The 17405-nt window shown below is 60.9% G+C and carries 8 protein-coding genes; 3 read left to right on the forward strand and 5 right to left on the reverse strand.

The window, feature by feature from the left end; all coding sequences use genetic code 11:
* Positions 1-54 precede the first annotated feature (54 nt).
* From I41_RS11770 to I41_RS11780, 3 genes are all read right to left on the reverse strand, one after another.
* Positions 55-1149, reverse strand: a complete 1095-nt coding sequence (locus tag I41_RS11770; protein ID WP_210421175.1) for a formylglycine-generating enzyme family protein — start codon at positions 1147-1149, stop codon at positions 55-57.
* 662 nt (positions 1150-1811) lie between these two features.
* Positions 1812-4571 carry a beta strand repeat-containing protein gene (locus tag I41_RS11775; RefSeq protein ID WP_168206831.1) on the reverse strand — a complete coding sequence of 920 codons (2760 nt, stop codon included), beginning with the start codon at positions 4569-4571 and terminating at the stop codon, positions 1812-1814.
* Positions 4572-5191: 620 nt separating this feature from the next.
* A complete protein-coding gene (locus I41_RS11780) occupies positions 5192-5812 on the reverse strand; it encodes a hypothetical protein (protein WP_145432833.1) in 621 nt (206 codons plus the stop codon).
* Between the two features lie 240 nt (positions 5813-6052).
* On the opposite strand from I41_RS11780, the gene I41_RS11785 reads away from it, so the two are divergent.
* Positions 6053-6817, forward strand: a complete 765-nt coding sequence (locus I41_RS11785; protein WP_145432835.1) for a hypothetical protein — start codon at positions 6053-6055, stop codon at positions 6815-6817.
* A 497-nt stretch (positions 6818-7314) separates the two neighbouring features.
* On the opposite strand, the gene I41_RS11790 is transcribed toward I41_RS11785, so the two are convergent.
* On the reverse strand, positions 7315-9042 hold the full coding sequence (locus I41_RS11790; RefSeq protein ID WP_145432836.1) for a hypothetical protein: 1728 nt from the start codon (positions 9040-9042) through the stop codon (positions 7315-7317).
* 373 nt (positions 9043-9415) lie between these two features.
* Between I41_RS11790 and I41_RS11795 the strand changes: the two genes are divergently transcribed.
* Positions 9416-9634, forward strand: a complete 219-nt coding sequence (locus I41_RS11795) for a hypothetical protein (RefSeq protein WP_145432838.1) — start codon at positions 9416-9418, stop codon at positions 9632-9634.
* 186 nt (positions 9635-9820) lie between these two features.
* Here the strand turns inward: I41_RS11795 and I41_RS11800 are convergent, their stop codons facing one another.
* Positions 9821-10879: a hypothetical protein gene (locus I41_RS11800; protein WP_145432840.1), complete on the reverse strand. Its 1059-nt coding sequence runs from the start codon at positions 10877-10879 to the stop codon at positions 9821-9823.
* A gap of 1264 nt (positions 10880-12143) precedes the next feature.
* Between I41_RS11800 and I41_RS11805 the strand changes: the two genes are divergently transcribed.
* Positions 12144-17393 carry a PVC-type heme-binding CxxCH protein gene (locus tag I41_RS11805; protein WP_145432842.1) on the forward strand — a complete coding sequence of 1750 codons (5250 nt, stop codon included), beginning with the start codon at positions 12144-12146 and terminating at the stop codon, positions 17391-17393.
* The last annotated feature ends 12 nt before the right edge of the window (positions 17394-17405 follow it).

Raw genomic sequence — 17405 nt, forward strand, 5'->3', positions numbered from 1 at the left:
TATGCATGCCCTTTATCTGAATTGTTAGCTGCTTGCCGGTGCTCGCGTCCCGAGTTACTTTGCCGCCCTGACGCAGCGAAACCCGACGTGGTTGCTGCCAGTGGTCACTTCGCCCTTGCCGCGCGTGCCGACCATGTAGCGCGTGCAATACTGATCCGTACAAAGAAACGAGCCGCCGCGATGCACGCGTTTTTTCTCCGACGGCTCGGCGGGATCGTACGGCGTAGTTGGGCCTTGCGGATTGCGAGTCCCGTCGCCGCTCTGCAGTTTCAGCCGTGCATAGTAGTCGAGACGATACCAGTCGCTGCACCACTCCCACACATTGCCCGCCACGTCGTATAGACCGTAGCCGTTGGGCGGAAAGGATTTCACCGGCGCGATGCCCGCGAAGCCATCCTCGCCCGTATCTTTTACAGGGAACTTGCCCTGGTAGATGTTCGCCATCCATTTGTCGGCCGGCTTCAACTCGTCGCCCCACGCGTAGAGTTTGCCGCTCAAGCCGCCGCGCGCCGCAAACTCCCATTCAGCCTCGGTGGGCAGCCGCTTGCCGGCCCACTTCGCATAAGCCTCCGCATCCACATAGGCGATCTGCACGACGGGATATTGCTCCCGGCCCTTGACGCTGCTTTCCGGTCCCTCGGGATGGCGCCAGTCCGCGCCGTGCTGGTAGCGCCACCATTGAAACATATCATTGAGCGGCACGGGCTCGGGCGTGGGCGTGAAGACGGTAGAGCCAGCGACAAGATTCTCGGGCGGCGCTGTGGGGAACTCCTCCTGCGTGGGTGCGATCTCAGCAATGGTGCGATAGCCCGTGGCGTTTACAAATTTCTCGAACTGCTCGTTGGTCACTTCGGTGGCGTCCATCCAGAAACCGTCCACAAAGACGCGGTGAATCGGTTGCGAATCGCCGGTGACGCCCGGCAAGCTGCACAGCGCTTCACCACATTCATCGCTGCCCATCGAGAATTCGCCGCCCGGAATCCACACCATCCCTTCGGGTGCGGGGCCGGGTGGCTGTGTGGCGTTCGCGACGGTCGGGGCAAACGACGAAGTCTTTGTTAATGCCGGCGGCGCGGGATCGGCGGCTCGCAGGTGCTGGAGGGCGAGGGTCGCGCTCATTGCTGCCAGGATAATGGGAATGAGATTCATTAGTCGGTTGCCGAAGAACATGCTTGGGTTTCACCAGCCGTTGCACGGAGCAAGCTTTACTGAGATTTGCCATGGAGTGAGCTTGGAGTCGACCCACGCTCGAAATTGCCCCCATCTTACCATGCTGCTCTCCCGCCGTATTCAGCGCGTTCCGCAGCGTTCCGGAATCATGATCTCCAACGCCTTTCGTCGGGCCTCGGCGGAAGGCTCGCCCCTGGGTTGAACAGGTTGGGTTGTTAACGCGTTTTGCGACCAGAACGATTGCCGAATGTCAGGCCTGACGCGGAGACGAGTTCTCGGCGCATCGAAAGTGCGCCAGTCGCGACCCGACCAACGAGTTGTGATACGGCGGCATCGCATTTATTGAAGTGGCCGACCGCCACCCTCCAGGCCGTGTCAGCAGGGTCCATTCCCGGCGTGTCTCGCCGTTTCGCCGGCGCGACGAGTTAATAGCGCTTTTTCCGCGTGCCGTATCGCTACGACGCCTATCCAAACGCGCGTCGGCGTGCTTTTCCCCCCGCCGCCGAATGCTGCACGGACATCCCGCTGACCGTCGGGGCGAACAACGCGTTGATCGATGAATGTCACGCCCTTCTTGGGGCGCTTAGGCGCTCCCGCCACCTGCTTCGGCGTGTCGGCCGACGCAGCTGGAGCCGGTATCGTCAGCAAGTCGTCGGTAGGCCCGTAGGGCGATTGCCTCGGCTTCGCCGCAGCGCAAGACACGCCAAGGCCCCCAGCGCCCACGTTTGCGGTTCGGGGACGCTCAGCGTCGCCGCGGTCGCCGTCATGCTGCCGCCGAAGTTCGCCTTCCAGAGCGCCAGGTCCGCGGGACTGTTGGCACTCGGCGACCCGCCGCGTTGCCAGATCAAGAGGTCGGCGCCGTCGACGAAGCCGTCGAAGTTGAAGTCGCCCGGGATGCTGGTGGAGATGACTGCGAGCCCCAGGCTCGTCGGACCAATCGCGATCCCCCAACCAAGGCCACTGGGCAAGGGGGCTGCCGAGAAATCGAAGTTGGGGCTGCCGCTTATCGACCCCGCCGTGAAGATCGGAAAGGACATCCCCGCCGTTGGCGCGAAGCCTTCGCCCAGCGACACGACGAAATCGCCGCCCAAGCTCGCTGAGCCCGTCACCGAAAGGTCGTTGAAGTCGCTGGCCCCGCGCAACTCGAAGTTCAGGTCGGCTCCGGCTTGTTGCGTCAGCGAACCGACCGTGGCGCCGTCGAAGGTCATGTCGGAGTTGGCCTGCAGGGTGACTCCGCGGGTGACGCTGGCGCCAGACAGGTTCAGAGACCCGGCGTTAACGACATCGGCGCGGATTTGGCTGGCAGAAGCGGCAATGAGAGCGCCGTTGTTGACGACCGACTGGCCGACGCTCGTTTCGAGGCTGCCGCCGCCCGTCAGAAAGAGCGTGCCTGAACTACCGACCGTGACGCCGCCGAAAACTGGCACGAATCCCCCCGCGTCGATGTTGAGCTGGCCCGTGCCGCCAGCGCCGACGGTCAGCGACGAGCCGACGTCCAGCCGCGACCCCGCACCCGTGACGGTCACGCTGGCGCTGGCGCCGGCGAGCTCACCAATGATCGTTGACCCCACCGACTCGGCCTTGCCCCCCGCCGAAATGTTCAGCGCGCTGGTTCCTGCGCGACCGGCGAACAGCGTGCCCCGGGCTTTGAGCAAGGAACTAGAGCCGGTCACGGTGGTGGTGGTTGTCCCTCCGGACGAGCCCAGGACAACGTTCTGCCCTTCAACCCGTCCCACGTTCGAAATGGTTGTCGTTGTGCCGCGTTCGAGGAGGAGCGATCCGTCGGATTTCACTTGGCCGCCGTCAACGTTGAGCGTGACGTTCGCCCCCGCGACTCCACCGGTCTGAAGAAACTCGTTGGCGACGAGTTGCGCGCCGCCGCTGATCGTGGCATTGGTCGTGCCGCTACTGACGCACATCCGCAGACCCGAGTTGTAGGTCGCCCGTGCGTTGTTGGTGAGCGTTGCGGTGGTGGAGGCGCCGCTGCCCCAGTCGCTGACCGTCCCGCCCGTTGTCCCCGCAGTGAGGAAACTGCTATTCATATCGAGCGTGGCGTTGCCTAGGTCGAAGTAAGAGGGGGTCTGGAAATTGCCCCCATTGCGAATCCGCGTGGTGGTGTTGTCTGAGAAGATGAAGCCGGCGGTGGTTGACTTGACGAAGTCCGTACCGTCGACGAGCAGCGTCGAGTTCGCGCCGAGGTTCATGTTCCCGCCGCCCCAGATCGGGAGGCTACCCGCGTTGAACGTGGCGCCGCCATTGAAGTTGACCGTGCCGTTGATGAGGCTGAGCGACGCCTTGTTATCGAACTTTGCGAGGGCGGCGGTCTCAAGCGTGCCGCCGTCGACCGTGAGCGAGACCGTCCGATTCAACGGGCCACCCCCCATCAGAAAACTCGCCATGGTGCGGAGCGTGCCGCCGCTTGTCACGTTACCGACGAACGTCGCGTCGCCCGTGCCGGCGCGGAGATCGCTGACGGTCGCGACGCCTGAGTTCGAGACCGTCACAGTCGCATTCCCGGTCGAGCTGGCCCCCCAGTCGCTTACGTTGCTCTGCGCCGTGAGGGTCGAGCCGGCGCCGGTGACCGTCAGCGAGCCGATGGCTCCGTTGCCGACATCGATGTACTCGCCGGCCGTGATGTCTCCGCCCCCCGTCGCCTTCAGGTGGACGAAGTTGTCCACAGTGTGACTGTCGGCGAACTCCAGCCGCGCCGCGCCGTTGTACTCCAGGTCGACCCCCGATGCCGCGTTGAGCTGTCCGCCGGAGTTGACTCTGGTCAAGCCGCGGACGAGCTTTGTGTCGCCGGCGACGCGGAGTTCCCCGCCGCTGTTCACCCGCAGCTCGCCACTGGGCTGGTCGAAGCCATAGCTCAGCGTCTGCACGCTCGAACCGCTGCTGACTTCGATCCGACCATCCTCGGTTGTTCTAATCGAGTTGGTCGTTACGGTCGCGTTGTTGAGTGATAGCACGGCGTTGTGACGAACGAACAACGCTGGCGTGTTAAGCCGCATGCTCGAAACGGAGGTGACGTTCGAAGCGCGACGGTCGGTGTTTAGGAAATCCATCTGCGAGGTAGCGGTCAGCACGGCCCCGTTCGATCCCGTGAAGACGTACGGGGTGCTGCTCGGAATATCGACAGTAAGGTTTACAATTGTCGCGTTGCCGGGCAAGCTCACGCTGCTGTTCACTGGCGTCACGCCGAACACGGTTCTTGCGAAGATCGCGTTCTCCGAGGCGGTCGGCGGGCCGAGCAAGTCGGACCACGCGACCGCGGAAAACCAGTCGGTGACGGCGCCACCAAGCCAAGTGTCGCCGCGAGCCGCGCCGGCGAACGAGATCAGGGCAAAGACGAGGACGACGCGGCGTACGACGAGCATGAGGACGGGCTCCGGAGGAAGCTTCATTGCAGATTGCCGTAGTGTACTCGATAACGCTGGCCCATCTATGAAAAGAAGCCCGGCCCGCCTTGGGGAGCTGGGGGGAGAAAATGCCAGAATGCAGGCCAAGCACGCTCGCATTCGACCAATGAGGGGCCCCCTTCGGACGAGCAGATGCGAGTAGCGGAATCCTAGCGTTGGGCGTCGCAAGAAAGCGTCCAATTCATGCCGCGGGAGAAGACGTTTTCGGCCCAGCCGGTTGTCGCCTCGTTGCGTGAGGCAGAGATCAATGCGGCTCCCGGCTGGAAGATCAGCTTGCAATGATTCGGCCAGTCATTCAAACCTGCAGCGGTCGTAAACGCCGAACGCCGTTGTGGGGAGACCGAATAGCGCTCAGGACGAACCTTCATTGCGCACAAGACTTCAAGCTTAAGGTTGCCCCATTGCTGCCTCCGTCTGCCACTGACGGTACTTCATGTCAGATACGTTGGGTTGATGGGGCAGCTGAAGACTGTAACCCGCCCAGTCCGTGTCAAAAGGTCCGATGAGACGTTATTCGGCACCGAGTTTAGTGCCTCAGAAAACGTGTGTCATGACGGTCGGTTGTTGGCACCTATCACACTTAGATGAGTAGTTGTGCCGACAACTTATTTTTTCACGCCGTGACGACCAAGCTCAGATGTCCGGCCCGCCTTGGGAAGCCTAAAGTCCAAGAAAGCAACATGGCCGGCGGCGTCAGCTGCATCGGATGGCTCGGCGGTCTCCCACGGCCGTCGCGCCAATGGGGACCCACGGGCGTGACCGGCGACCAGTCGCATCACCCCGTGCCCCAGGACCCCCAGCAGGAAATAGGTCGCGGCGATCGCCAGAACGGGTACGATCCCTGGCCCATAGGCGCCCCATTCAGGGAACCTCGCCATATACCAATAGTCCCGCAGCGGGCCGACGAACGCCGCGACGACCACAACTACGGCCAGCCCGCGCCAGCCAAACCGGCGGGCGATCCGCCAGGTGATGAGGAAGATATACGCACACAGGGCGAAGTCGATCCACAGTACCGTCAGAAAATATGGCTCCCAGGTGATCGCCATGTGCCACCATCCCACCTTCTCACCGAGGGCGATGATGCCCAACGCGGCCACCCCGCCGACCCCCGCGCCGGCCAGGGCACCCGCGATGCGCCGCGCCGTCGCGCGCGTGAAAAAGGCGACAACGACCAGGACGGACATGTACAAGCAATTAAACAGGTGAAGTTGCTGCGTCGTCATGTGCCCTTCTGCGCCGCCGAAGAGCAGCAAAACATTACCGCATTTTCGTGGCCGAGCATGGTAGCGTCAATCTTGACGCGTCATGATGAGGGTGAGGCTCGTCGAATCGTGTGCCAAAACGGTCGGTTGTTGACAAGTGTGTCGCGTCGATGAGTTGCTGGAATTCTCTCAGCCCCGATTTTGTCGTGCACGCAAACTACAACTGCCCGTCTAAAACGGCGGTTTAACGGAGGCGACGGCGTGGGGACCCTATTTGAATGGCACATCGGCATCAATGAGACGGGCGCCAGGAACTCTTCAGGCGAGATATTGTCGCCCGAAGTCTATGCCGCTGGCGCCGATACCTTGCCGACGCGAGTTCGGGCCGTTCCTGCGGATCCGCAGGCCAGTTGGACGCTCGATCAGGTTGCCGATTGGCTCCTCGGGCTGATCGAGTCGGAGACGCGCTTTCTGGCCGGAATCAATCACCGTTTCTCCTTCCCAGCATCCTATTTCGAGCAGCAGGGCCTCCGATCGTGGCGAGATTTACTGGCCGATCGGGAAGTCCTAACTGACGAAGGGGAGGGGCCTTTTGTCGAAGCGGCCCGCTTTAACGACGGACTGCCAGGACCGGAACGGGGCTGGCGGATGACGGAGCGATGGGGGAACTCGCTGACCTGCATGTTTCAGTATGACGTGCGGGGGCTCAACGACAGCTCGCATTCCGCCTTGCCGTGGCTACGCCGGATTCGCGAGCACGCGGGCTCGCGCCTTCATGTGTGGCCCTTTGACGGCTGGATTCCTCCGGAGGATCGCAGCGTCATTGCCGAGGTTTATCCGCTGCAGGCCTCGAACTATTATCCGCGCAAGTGGCGAGGCCCGGCGGAGCAGAATGCGTACACGATTTCTCGTTGGCTGTTGGAGGCTGATGAACTTGGCATTCTGAACGGTTACTTTCGACCGCAGCTCCCTGAGCGAATCTGCCGAGCGGCGGCGGTGGAAGGCTGGATTCTGGGAGTCCATTGAGTCAATGAAGTGGAAGTGAATAGAAACATTGGATGACGGATCCAGTCGAAGAATGAGATTTCCGGTCGGGAAGACAATTGGGAAGGATGTTGTCCGCGTAATGCCCACATCGATATAGTGCAAGGAAATTGCTCGTTCACATCAAATCGTTGACTAGGCAAAACTTGCGATTCAAATCCATCGCGATTGCCACGCTAGGCCAATACGGATGTCGATGACTCCAAATCCATTGGCCGCAAGGGCGTGCCGGATCAAGTCCGGCCTCCTGTGCTTACAGCGTAACGACTTGCGTCAATTGCTCTTCTTCAACGCGACGCTCTTTGCATCTCTGCTACCTAGAATGCCAGAACGGCCGCGGTGTGTCAGAGCGACCGCGGAGATGAGTTCTTGGCACGCTATCGCCGTGCCATCAAACGGGTGAGTTATCCGGGAATTGTCACCTGTTTCTAAAACGGTGGGTTGTTGACCACTGTGACACATCAATGAGTTTCTGAGACTCACTGGGCGTTTCGCCGCCGTCTGGTGCACCCGCTTCCCATCGCTGCGAGCGCCAGCAGCACCTCAGTTGATGACTCGGGAACGGCCGCACTGCCGGCCACGAGCGGGCCGGCGCCGTAGTAGTTTTGCCAATCGGCGAGATCACTCGCGCTAAAAGGGTTGAGCGAACCTCCGCTCTGCCACAAAAGAAAATCCCCGCCATCCACGTCGCCATCGGCATCAAAATCACCAGCGATTGTGACCAGTAGCGTGCCGGTCGTGTAGAGCTGAGACTTATTCCAACTTGTACCGCTCGGCAGCGTGGGGAGTTGCAGGGTGTTGAACGTGCCGCTGATGCTCGCGCCATCAATGATGTTAAAAGCATTGCCCACGATTGGCATGAACGGACTGTGCAGCAGCACCTCCAACGTGCCATTGAGCGACACCGCCTCGCTGACCAGCAGTTGATCGTAATCCGTCGCCGGCAAAGTGCCGCCAAGATCGAATTTTAGTTTGCCACCTGCAGTTTGGGTGTAGGTGCCATCAAGTTGCAACGCTCCTGCAGTGATGGATAAGTCGCTACCTGGGTCAATTGTGCCGCCATTCACAAGGTCTGCCGAAATCTTGGCGTTGCTCTCAATAAGTCCATTGGACGCGACCGTAAGCAAGCCCGCGACAGAGAGGGAACCACCGCTTAAGACTCTGATGCCATTCGATGGACCGGTCCCCGAGTTGCCGACAACGAGGTTTCCGCCGATCGTCCAGGTCGCCCCGACACCGCTGATGGTTGCGCTTCCGGCGCTACCGCTTAATTCCCCGAGGAATACGCTACCGCTTGTTGTCGCAACACCGCCAGATAAGACTCTAATGGCTGCTTCACCCTCACGGCCGACGACGATGTCGCCATTGTTCGTCCACGTTGACCCTGCCCCAGTAACCGTGCTGACACCTATACCGAACATGGGCAACTTACCCATCAAGGTAGCGCCAGTGGTGAGTTTTCCACCTTGCTGAACGGATATTGTGCCAATGCCGTCTTCACCGAGAGTTAACTCACCACTAATGTTCAAAGTCGAACCGGCGCCATCCACAGACACTAAACCACCAAAAAGTTCTCTTGAAGAGCGACCGATGACTGAATTCGCGTGCGGGCCACCTGTCACGTTGACATCAGCGCCGCCAGTGATATACAGCAGGCCGTTGCCTTCGTTGCCGATGATCAGCTCGTCACCCAGTTCCTGAGAACCGGTCACATTGAACGTGCCGCCGTTGACGTTAAGCGTTCCCAAGGCGGTCAGGGGGAACAACTCGGTGTTCCCGACAATCACCGAGCTCGTGGAAAAATTGTTGAGTGTGCTGTTGAGTTCCCCCACTTGGCCTGCCGTATTGCCGATAATCAAGGCCCCCTCGGCTAACGTGTTGGCGGCGTCAATCGAGAAGTTGGCGGGCAACTGATCGAAATCAACGGAGTCCGAAAAACTGACCGTGTTGGCGCCCACGATCAGTTGTCGAACTTCCCGTGTGAGTGGGCTTAAAATTGGTCGACCCGGAAAGGTGACGCCATATTCGATATCGAGATTACGGTTGAACACGGCAGTATCGTTGATCAGCGGAACGCCAGCCGTCCATTTGGCCGCGTTTGTGAAGCTACCGCCTATGTTGCTGTTCCAACTGGTTGTGGCGGCTGCAACTGGCTGCGCAAATGCCAACACCACAAAACAAGCGTACACAAATGGAATAACTCTCATGGTCAATTGACCTCGTTGAATAACATCGACTTGGTCATCTCGTACATCGGCTGTGAATTTGCAACCGACGCCGAGGCCCAGCCCACGGAGTGACCAGAGTTAGTTGTCTAGCGACCCAGAAGACTGGCAGCAATCTCCTAGTGAAGTTGGCAACGGCTGATTGTAGCTGATCGACAAGTTAGGCGAAAAATAAAGTGTTTGTTCCGAGGCACTCGTCGCCATAAATCATTCTTCCGACAAGGGTTTGGCCGGCGACCTGTCTAAACTTGTCTAGCTCACATAGTTCGGGTGCTCGTCAAAAGTTAGCTTCTCGACTTCGCAGCGTTCAGTCGCCCAACGAGCGCGATGCAGGGCGGCGCGCTGCTGTGGGATCATGATCAAAGTGGCAGTCGACGAGGCCGACACGCCCGCCAAGCTGCAACGGCTGCTCGCGGCGCAACGGGACTTAACGAGCGCGTCGAAAAAAGCCGTTAGTCGTCAAACCGAGTGCTGTACACAGTCGGCTTTCCTGGCCTTTCAGTCGCTTCCCAAATGCGTAATGTCGAACCGTCATTTCGCCCGGCCGGTCAACCGCAATGTGACGCCCACCTGAGCGCCCCCGGGACGCGGCCGATTCAAAGCTTCGGTCATGAAGACGTCGATGTGAGCGATGCACGCGATCGATGGATCCGCCAACGCAGGATTGAATCGGTCGGTTGCGCACCCAGAACGCACCCAAGTGACGCAGTCGCGACGATGATTCCCTACATTAAAAGAGGATTCTCACTGCGTCGGCGGACTACGGCTTCGCCGGCTTTTCTGCTTCCTGTTTCTTACGGAGTTCCTCGAACCGCTGCTCGTTTTCCTCGAAGACGGTCGGGCTTTGGTATTCAACGGTCGCCTGCGTCTTGCCGCCGCGGGTTTCGACCTTCAATTGCGCCAGCGCCTGTTCCGCGTTGCGGTAGATTTGGAACGCGTCATTCTCGTTCTCGATCAGGTTCTCGGTCGTCGGCTTCCAACCCAGGCGAGGCAACTCGGTTTGATAGAACTTGGCGACCTCGTTCCAATCGCCGGGGTGTTCGAAGTTCAACTCGACCGGGCGGTGTCTGAAACGTATGCCCTCAGCGTTCGGCGGGATCGGCAGATCGACCGGCAGTAGTTGCGGCGAGAGTTGCATCATCGTTTTACCCCCCTGCGCGGGCGCCGAGCTTATCGAGACCTGCACCGTCTGCAGTCCGAGCCGGTAAGTTGTGGAACCGGGCGAGCTTTCGTAGACGCTCCATCCAGCGGCGGTCATGGCGTCGCCGAACGTCTTCGCCGTTTCATCGAGAGCGAGCGTCGTGACGAAGCCGGCGGTATGGGGAAATCGATATACCGCTTCGGCGTTCTTGGGCAACGGTAACTTAGACAGGTCCACATCCCCGTGATGCTGCATCGTGACCGAGACCGTGTCGGCTTGAGATCCCTTGGACAACGACAGAGTCAAGGCGTGGCGCCCCCGCTGGAAGTACCCGTTGGCCGAGCCATATTCGGCCGAAATCGTTCCGCCAGGAAGTTCGCGCCAATATGCGGCGACTAGCTTTTCCTTGAGCAGCGCGTAGCTTTCGACGGCATTGCCAGGCGCATCGTACATGAGCAACGTCCGCGACCGCATCTTGGGCGGCTTGGCCTCTGGCAGCCGAGCGAACCTTTCGAGGTCGAGCAACTCGAACGGCGGCTCGGAGGCGGAAGGCTCTTCCGCGGATGTTTCCGCCCCGGCGCCTCCTTGGGCATTTGCGCTGCTGAGAGAATTCGTGGATTCGGAGCACCCCAGAGCGAGATGTGAAAGCAACGCTATGCAGACGCAGCGGCGTAACATGAAAGATTCCGTAGGTGCGTTTGAAAGTCCACGATCTCGCACCGTCGCGAGTGTGCGTGATCATAATGTGTGAAGAGCCCGAGAGACAATCGTGGCGTGCGGCTGTGGACGGATGCGGCGGTAGTCCGTCCAGCTGACGCAGAGGACATGTCCAGAACCAACCATGATACTTGGCGATCTGCCTTGGATTCCCAGGTCGAACCGACATGGGAATTCTCATGCCCGACGGGACGCTGAGGCGGCACACGCCGCGAAACTTGGCGGCGCTTGCTAGAGTGCATGGGTGAAATCGAACGGCGCTGGATTGGCACACGACAAGAACAAGTGGTCGTGAACACCGCCGCACATAATCAACTCGCGTTTTCCCTCCGCCCGGGTCAGACTGCGTTGAAATTCCAAACACGAATAATGAGTACCGCAAGAGCCCAAGACGGTTCGTCCTGGGTTGCTTCGGAGCTGCCGATTCTCTGTCCGCTCCGACGACAGGGGCTTAAGATTGAAGCAGTCTGAGGCCGTCCGTTAGACTAGGCAGGCTGCTTACTGAATGTTCCCGTGAATATGCACGGCTTACTGAAGAAGGTTCTGTCTACTCACAAGTTCGCCCAACGTCGAAGCCGAATGATCGCAGTTTTCAAGAATCAGTTCACGCCGCATAACGCCGAACACCGGCTAGACAAAACCATGCTGAAATCAAGAAAACTAATATACATTGGCATCTTGTGGCTCATCGTGGGCATGGCCGTTTGGTCCACTCAAAGCACCCTCGTTGTCTCCAAGCCCGTTGCCTTCGTTCCAGTTCCAATGATGTGCTTGTTCCTGGCAGCTTACGGCACTGCGGCCATATGGAGAAGCAAACCGGAGCGATAAGCAGCATCCTCCCCACACCGGAACCTACGTCAACAGGTCGAGCGAGTAAGAAGGTTCTCGCGGTCGCACGGCCGCTATCCGAAGAGACGCACGTAGGTGCGATCGAGCTGGCCGAGCTGATACAGTAGCACTGACATGCATTTTGTGAGCGACGCCCGGTGCAAGGAGCGTTTGACGTCGCCCACGACGCGTCATCCGAGCGGTAGGCAAGAATTCGGTCAGCTTAGGTATAGACCGAAATCGCCAGTCATCCCGGGGGCAAGCATTCGGCGCAGCCATGTCGCCTGAGGCCGCTGGGAGAGACTAGAATCGTCGAGGGTCAGGTAGCGCCTCAAGACGCAGGCGCAGGCCCCCGCCGTGTGGGCCGCAGGGCTCCATCAAGGATAAGGGTGCTCCAGTGCAGACGAAGCATTTGTTGGCCATTGCCGTTCTTGTCGGCGAAATGTCGGGGTGGCTCGCCCCTCGTCGAGCCGTCGCGCAAGGAGAGGTCGACGCGATCGCCGCAGAGCCGTCGGCAAACGCCGGCGACGACTCAGGCGATCGCGAGAACTTTCAGATCCATGCCGGATGGCAACCGCTATTTAATGGCCGCGATTTGAACGGGTGGCGCGCGTTCTTGCAGCAGGATGGTCAACGCGCCGACCCCGCCGGCATGATTGCCGTTGAGGACGGCGTGCTTCGCCTCAACGGCGACTCGGCCGACGGCAGGCGCGTCGCGAAGGGCTACATGGCGACCGAGCAGGAATATGAGAACTACCATCTCAGGCTTCAGTATCAGTGGGGACAAGCGACGCTCTCGCCGCCGTCAGCCCCCCGAGATTCGGGCGTGCTCTACCACGTGACTGGCGCCGACGCGCCGCAGCCGATGAGTCTTCAATGCGAGATCCAAGAAGGCAACGTCGGTGACTTACTGACATCGCCCGGGCTTCAGTTGGATTCGTGGGTAGACCCCGCGTCGAAGGAGTTGAAAGAGAGAACGTTTCGAGATCCGCGTTTTGGCGGAGAGCCGGCTGTGTGCGGAGGCGCTGGCACTGCACGTCAACTGACAAGCGGCATGAATGAGTTATTGGGATGGAACACGCTGGAGATCATCGCTCACGGGAAGAGCGTGACTCACATCCTCAATGGAAAGATCCTAAACCAGGGCGAGAATGTCAGAAGCGCGGACGCGGCTGATCCTCAACGGTCGCCGCCGGTCACTAGAGGAAAGATCGCACTGGAGATCGGAGGGGCGCCCGTCCAGTACCGTAACATCGAGATCAAACAACTCGACGCGGAGAAACTAGTCGACGACCGGGCAGATGATGCGCCATCGCGGACAGCATTGGACCTGCGGGTCGGCGCGTCGGCCGTCGACTTGCGCAGTGACGGGACGATGGTCATCGCGGGCGGAATCGAACCTCACTATGCGGCCGAGCAAGAGGGGCAACTGCGAGCCGTCGCGGCGGTCATCGAGCGGCCCGGCGACGCAAAGCTTGCCATCGTTGCGTGTGACGTGCTGTGGGTTCCGCGAGACTTGGCCGACGCGGCCATCGCCGAGATTGAGCGGAAGACGGGAATCTCCGCGAATTGCGTGCTCATCAACGCCACGCATACGCACCATGCGCCCAGTACGGCGCCAGCGCATGGATTTGGCGTGGCGCCGGAGTTTCGGGAAGAGTTGCAGCGGGGAATCGTGCGCGCGGTCGAAGAGGCGAATTCGCGCCTGGAAGGGGGCGAAGCACAACTGTATTTCCACTTAGGCCATGAACACACGGTGGGCAGCAATAGTCGTCAATTGCTCGAAGACGGCGCCATCACGTGGAGCGGGCAGCAACTACCTAGCGAGAAAGCCAGGCCCACCGCCCCTTTTGATCCGCAATTGCCGATTCTCGACTTTCGCGACGCAGCAGGAAAGACTCGGGCGCTGCTGTTCAATCATTCAACGCACACGATCGGCACGAGGTCGGGGCGTGACGTCAGGTCGCCGAGCTTTTACGGTCTGGCGGCGCAGGAGCTCGAGCAGGAGTTGGGCGGAGTCGTGAGCTTCTTAGAAGGCGCGTCTGGCTCCACGCACAATGTGGCTCCTATCGTGCCCGTCGCCGACTGCATCGAACGGATCAAGGGGGCGGTACGCGAAGCTCGCGCCGAGGCGTCGGCTCGTCCGGTATCTTATCTCGCCGGCGCGCGGCGCCCGTTTAAATTCCACGTTCGCAAGTTCAATAACGCCGAGGAAGACGCCAAGATTGCTCGCTACATGACCAAGCACGCGCCGCAGTCAGCAGAACGCGTTCGCGAAGTCTTCGCCGAGATGCGGCGACAATTGCGTGAACGGCAAGGAGCGGAGCAGGAAACGTGGATCCAGGCGGTGGTGATCGGCGATGTGGCGATTGTCGGCGTCCCGGCTGAATACTTCACCGTGCTTGGTCTGGAGATTAAGCGCCGTTCGCCCTTTGAACATACTTTCGTTGCGGAGCTGGCGAATGACTGGATGGGGTACTTGCCTGACCGCGAGGGACAGCGACTGGGCGGCTATCAGACCTGGATGGGACTCCATTCGTTCGCCGAGGAAGGCACGGGCGAACGCATGGCGGACGAAGTGGTCGCTCTGCTGAACGAGTTGGCGGCGGATGCCGGTGCGAACAAAACGTCAGCGCTACGACCGTCAGGTTCAGAATCACAGTCGCTGGGCGACGAGAGCGTCAACTCGCGAGGTCCGCAGTCGCCCGCCGCAGAACAACGCAGCTTTCAGCTTGCCGACCCCAATCTGCAGGTTGAATTGGCCGCGTGCGAGCCCGACGTCGCCAGTCCTGTGGCCCTGGCTTGGGACGCCGCCGGCCGCATGTACGTCGCGGAAATGGGAGGCTATCCGACGACTGAACGGCGGGGTCGCATCCAACGATTGGAGGATGTCGACGGCGACGGCAAATACGAGAACGCGGTCACGTTCGCCGATGGGCTAAACTTTCCGACAAGCGTGATGCCTTATCGAGAGGGAGTGCTCGTGACCGACGCCCCCGACATTCTTTACTTGGAGGACGCCGACGGCGACGGTCGAGCCGACGTGCGGCGGGTCGAATGGACGGGTTTCGGCGCCGGCTCGCAGCAACTGCGGGCCAACTCGCTCCATTGGGGTCTCGATAATTGGATCTATGTCGCTAACGGCCGCTGCGACGGCGACGTGCGACGTCCCGATGCGCCGGCGGATCGAGCGACGTCGATCCGAGCTCGCGATTTTCGCTTTCATCCGCTCACGCGGGCCGGGGAGGCGACGCTCGGCCAGTCGCAGTTCGGCCAGGCCCACGACGCCTGGGGAAATCGGTTTCTCTCGTGGAACACCGTGCCAATACGTCATGTTTTGCTCGAAGACGTCGACGTACGCCCGTTCCCGGCGGCCGCCGCCGAGGCAGTGACTAATCTCGCTGCGCCCAGCGATACTGGCCAGGTCTTCCCGGTCAGCCCGGCTCCGCGTCAGTTCAATACCGAACAAGCCAACTACTACAACGCCCTGTGCGGGCTGACGATCTTTACCGGCGACGCTCTCGGACGGCAGTATGCGGGCAATGCCTTCGTCTGCGAATCGCTCACCAACTTAGTCACGCGCCGCCGCCTAGAACCGAGCGGGCCGACGTTCGTCTCGCGTCGCGACGAGCAGGAAGCTAATCGCGAGTTCCTGGCCTCAACAGACAATTGGTTCCACCCCGTCAACTTGGCCACTGGGCCGGATGGCGCACTTTATCTCGTCGACTTTTATCGCGAGTTCGTCGAGCACCCGATCTACGTGGCTGACGCGGCGGTGGCGGCCAACGTTCCTTGGGGAAACGGCGCCGAGCATGGTCGTATCTGGCGGATTACCGGAATTGACGCCGACGCGTCGGCCGCTGATCGACGACCGCAGTTGCACCTCGCCAGTAGCGGCAAGTTGGTGGAATTTCTTGCGCATCCTGTGGCATGGTGGCGAACGACGGCCCAACGGCTGCTTGTGGAGCGGCAAGATCGAACGGTCGTGCCGAAACTTCGTCAGCTAGTGGCCCAGTCTCCATCGCCGCTGGGTCGCCTGCACGCGATGTATGCGCTGGACGGCCTTGATGCGAATCAGGAGCCGAACCAGCTGGAGGATCAATCTGCCGAGAGACAGTCGCGCTGCCTCGACGTGGCGTCGCTGCAAATCGCGCTGCGCGATCCGGAGTCGAACGTGCGTCGTCACGCGGTCCGCTTGGCGGCTGACCGAATTGGGGAAGCATCGCCTGCGGCCGCCGCTTCCCCGGAGGCGGATCGCTCCGTCGACCTGTCGGAGGACGTCATCTCGCTGCGGAACGCGCTGCTGGAAATGACGAATGATCCCGATGCGGCGGTGCGTTTTCAGCTGGCGCTGGCCATCGGCCCGCACGCTGGATCAGGCGCTTCCTCGGCGCTGGCGAAACTGCTGGACCAAGATGATTCGCCGCTCATGCAACTGGCAGTTCTCTGCGGGATTGGGCGCCATCCTTGGCCGCTGATGCGCGAGCTCCTGGAGGGCGCCGACCGCACGAGGCAGCATGCCGCCTTCCTGGAGCAGGCGAGCGAGCATATTGGATCCCAGGCGGATGAGAACGTTCTGGCGGAGTGCATCGACTGGATGACGGCCGACCTCACGAGGTCGACCCGCGCTGACGGGTTGGCCGCGCTCGCGGGATTGTCGCGCGGGATGTTCTCGCGCGGAGTTTCTCTGCGTGATCCGAGATTACCCCCTGAACTCCTGCCGGAGCGCACCGCGGACCGTTTACGCGAGGGCATTCGCATTGCCGCGGCGCTCGCCGAGGATCGTGGCCAATCCGTCGAGGATCGCACCCGGGCGACGGTCGTTGCGGCCAATGGCGCGCCCGACGAGGTCGAGCGAATGGTCGCCGCACTGGTTCAGCCGTCTCATCCGCAGGCGGTGCAATCCGCGGCGATCTGGGCAGCCGCGCACGCCAACTCCCCCGAGGCATGGAATGGGCTATTCAGCCAATGGACCAAGCACACAACGGCGACGCGCCAGGAAATGCTCAACCAGGCGCTTCGTTCAACTGCCGGCGCCCATGCGCTGGTCGCCGCTCTCGAAGCAGAAATCGTCTCGGCAGAAGAGCTTCCTGCGAGCACGAGGGAGGTGATGGGGCAGTGGCAGGATGAATCGTTGCGGCACCGCGCGGAGCCGCTGCTGGCCGCGGTTGTGCGGGGCGACCGAGCTGAAGTCCTGGCCAGGTACGCTGACGTCGTGACCCGTCGGGGCGATGCGGCGCGTGGCGCCGCCCTCTTTAAGCAGAACTGCCAGACCTGCCATCCCATCCAGGGCGTGGGCAGGAGCGTGGGGCCCGACCTGGCGAGCGTTTCAGCGCGGCGCAGCGATTTATTGCTCGTCGACATCCTCGATCCGAGCCGTCAGCTGTCGCCGGATTTTGTGAGCTATCTGGCGGTGACGAAAGACGGGCGCGTCCTGAACGGCGTCATCGCCGCAGAGACAGCGGAGAGCGTGACGCTTCGTCGCGAAGAGGCCCAGCAAGAGACCATTGCTCGCAGCCAGCTCGAACAGTTACGGGCCTCGGGAAAATCCTTGATGCCCGACGGGCTGGAAAAGAATCTTACCCCGGATCAACTTGTCGATTTGTTGGAGTTTCTGCACCGTCCCGACGTGCATCTCCTTCAATGAGCACAAGCGCCG

The organism is Lacipirellula limnantheis (assembly GCF_007746075.1).
Taxonomy (GTDB): Bacteria; Planctomycetota; Planctomycetia; order Pirellulales; family Lacipirellulaceae; genus Lacipirellula; species Lacipirellula limnantheis.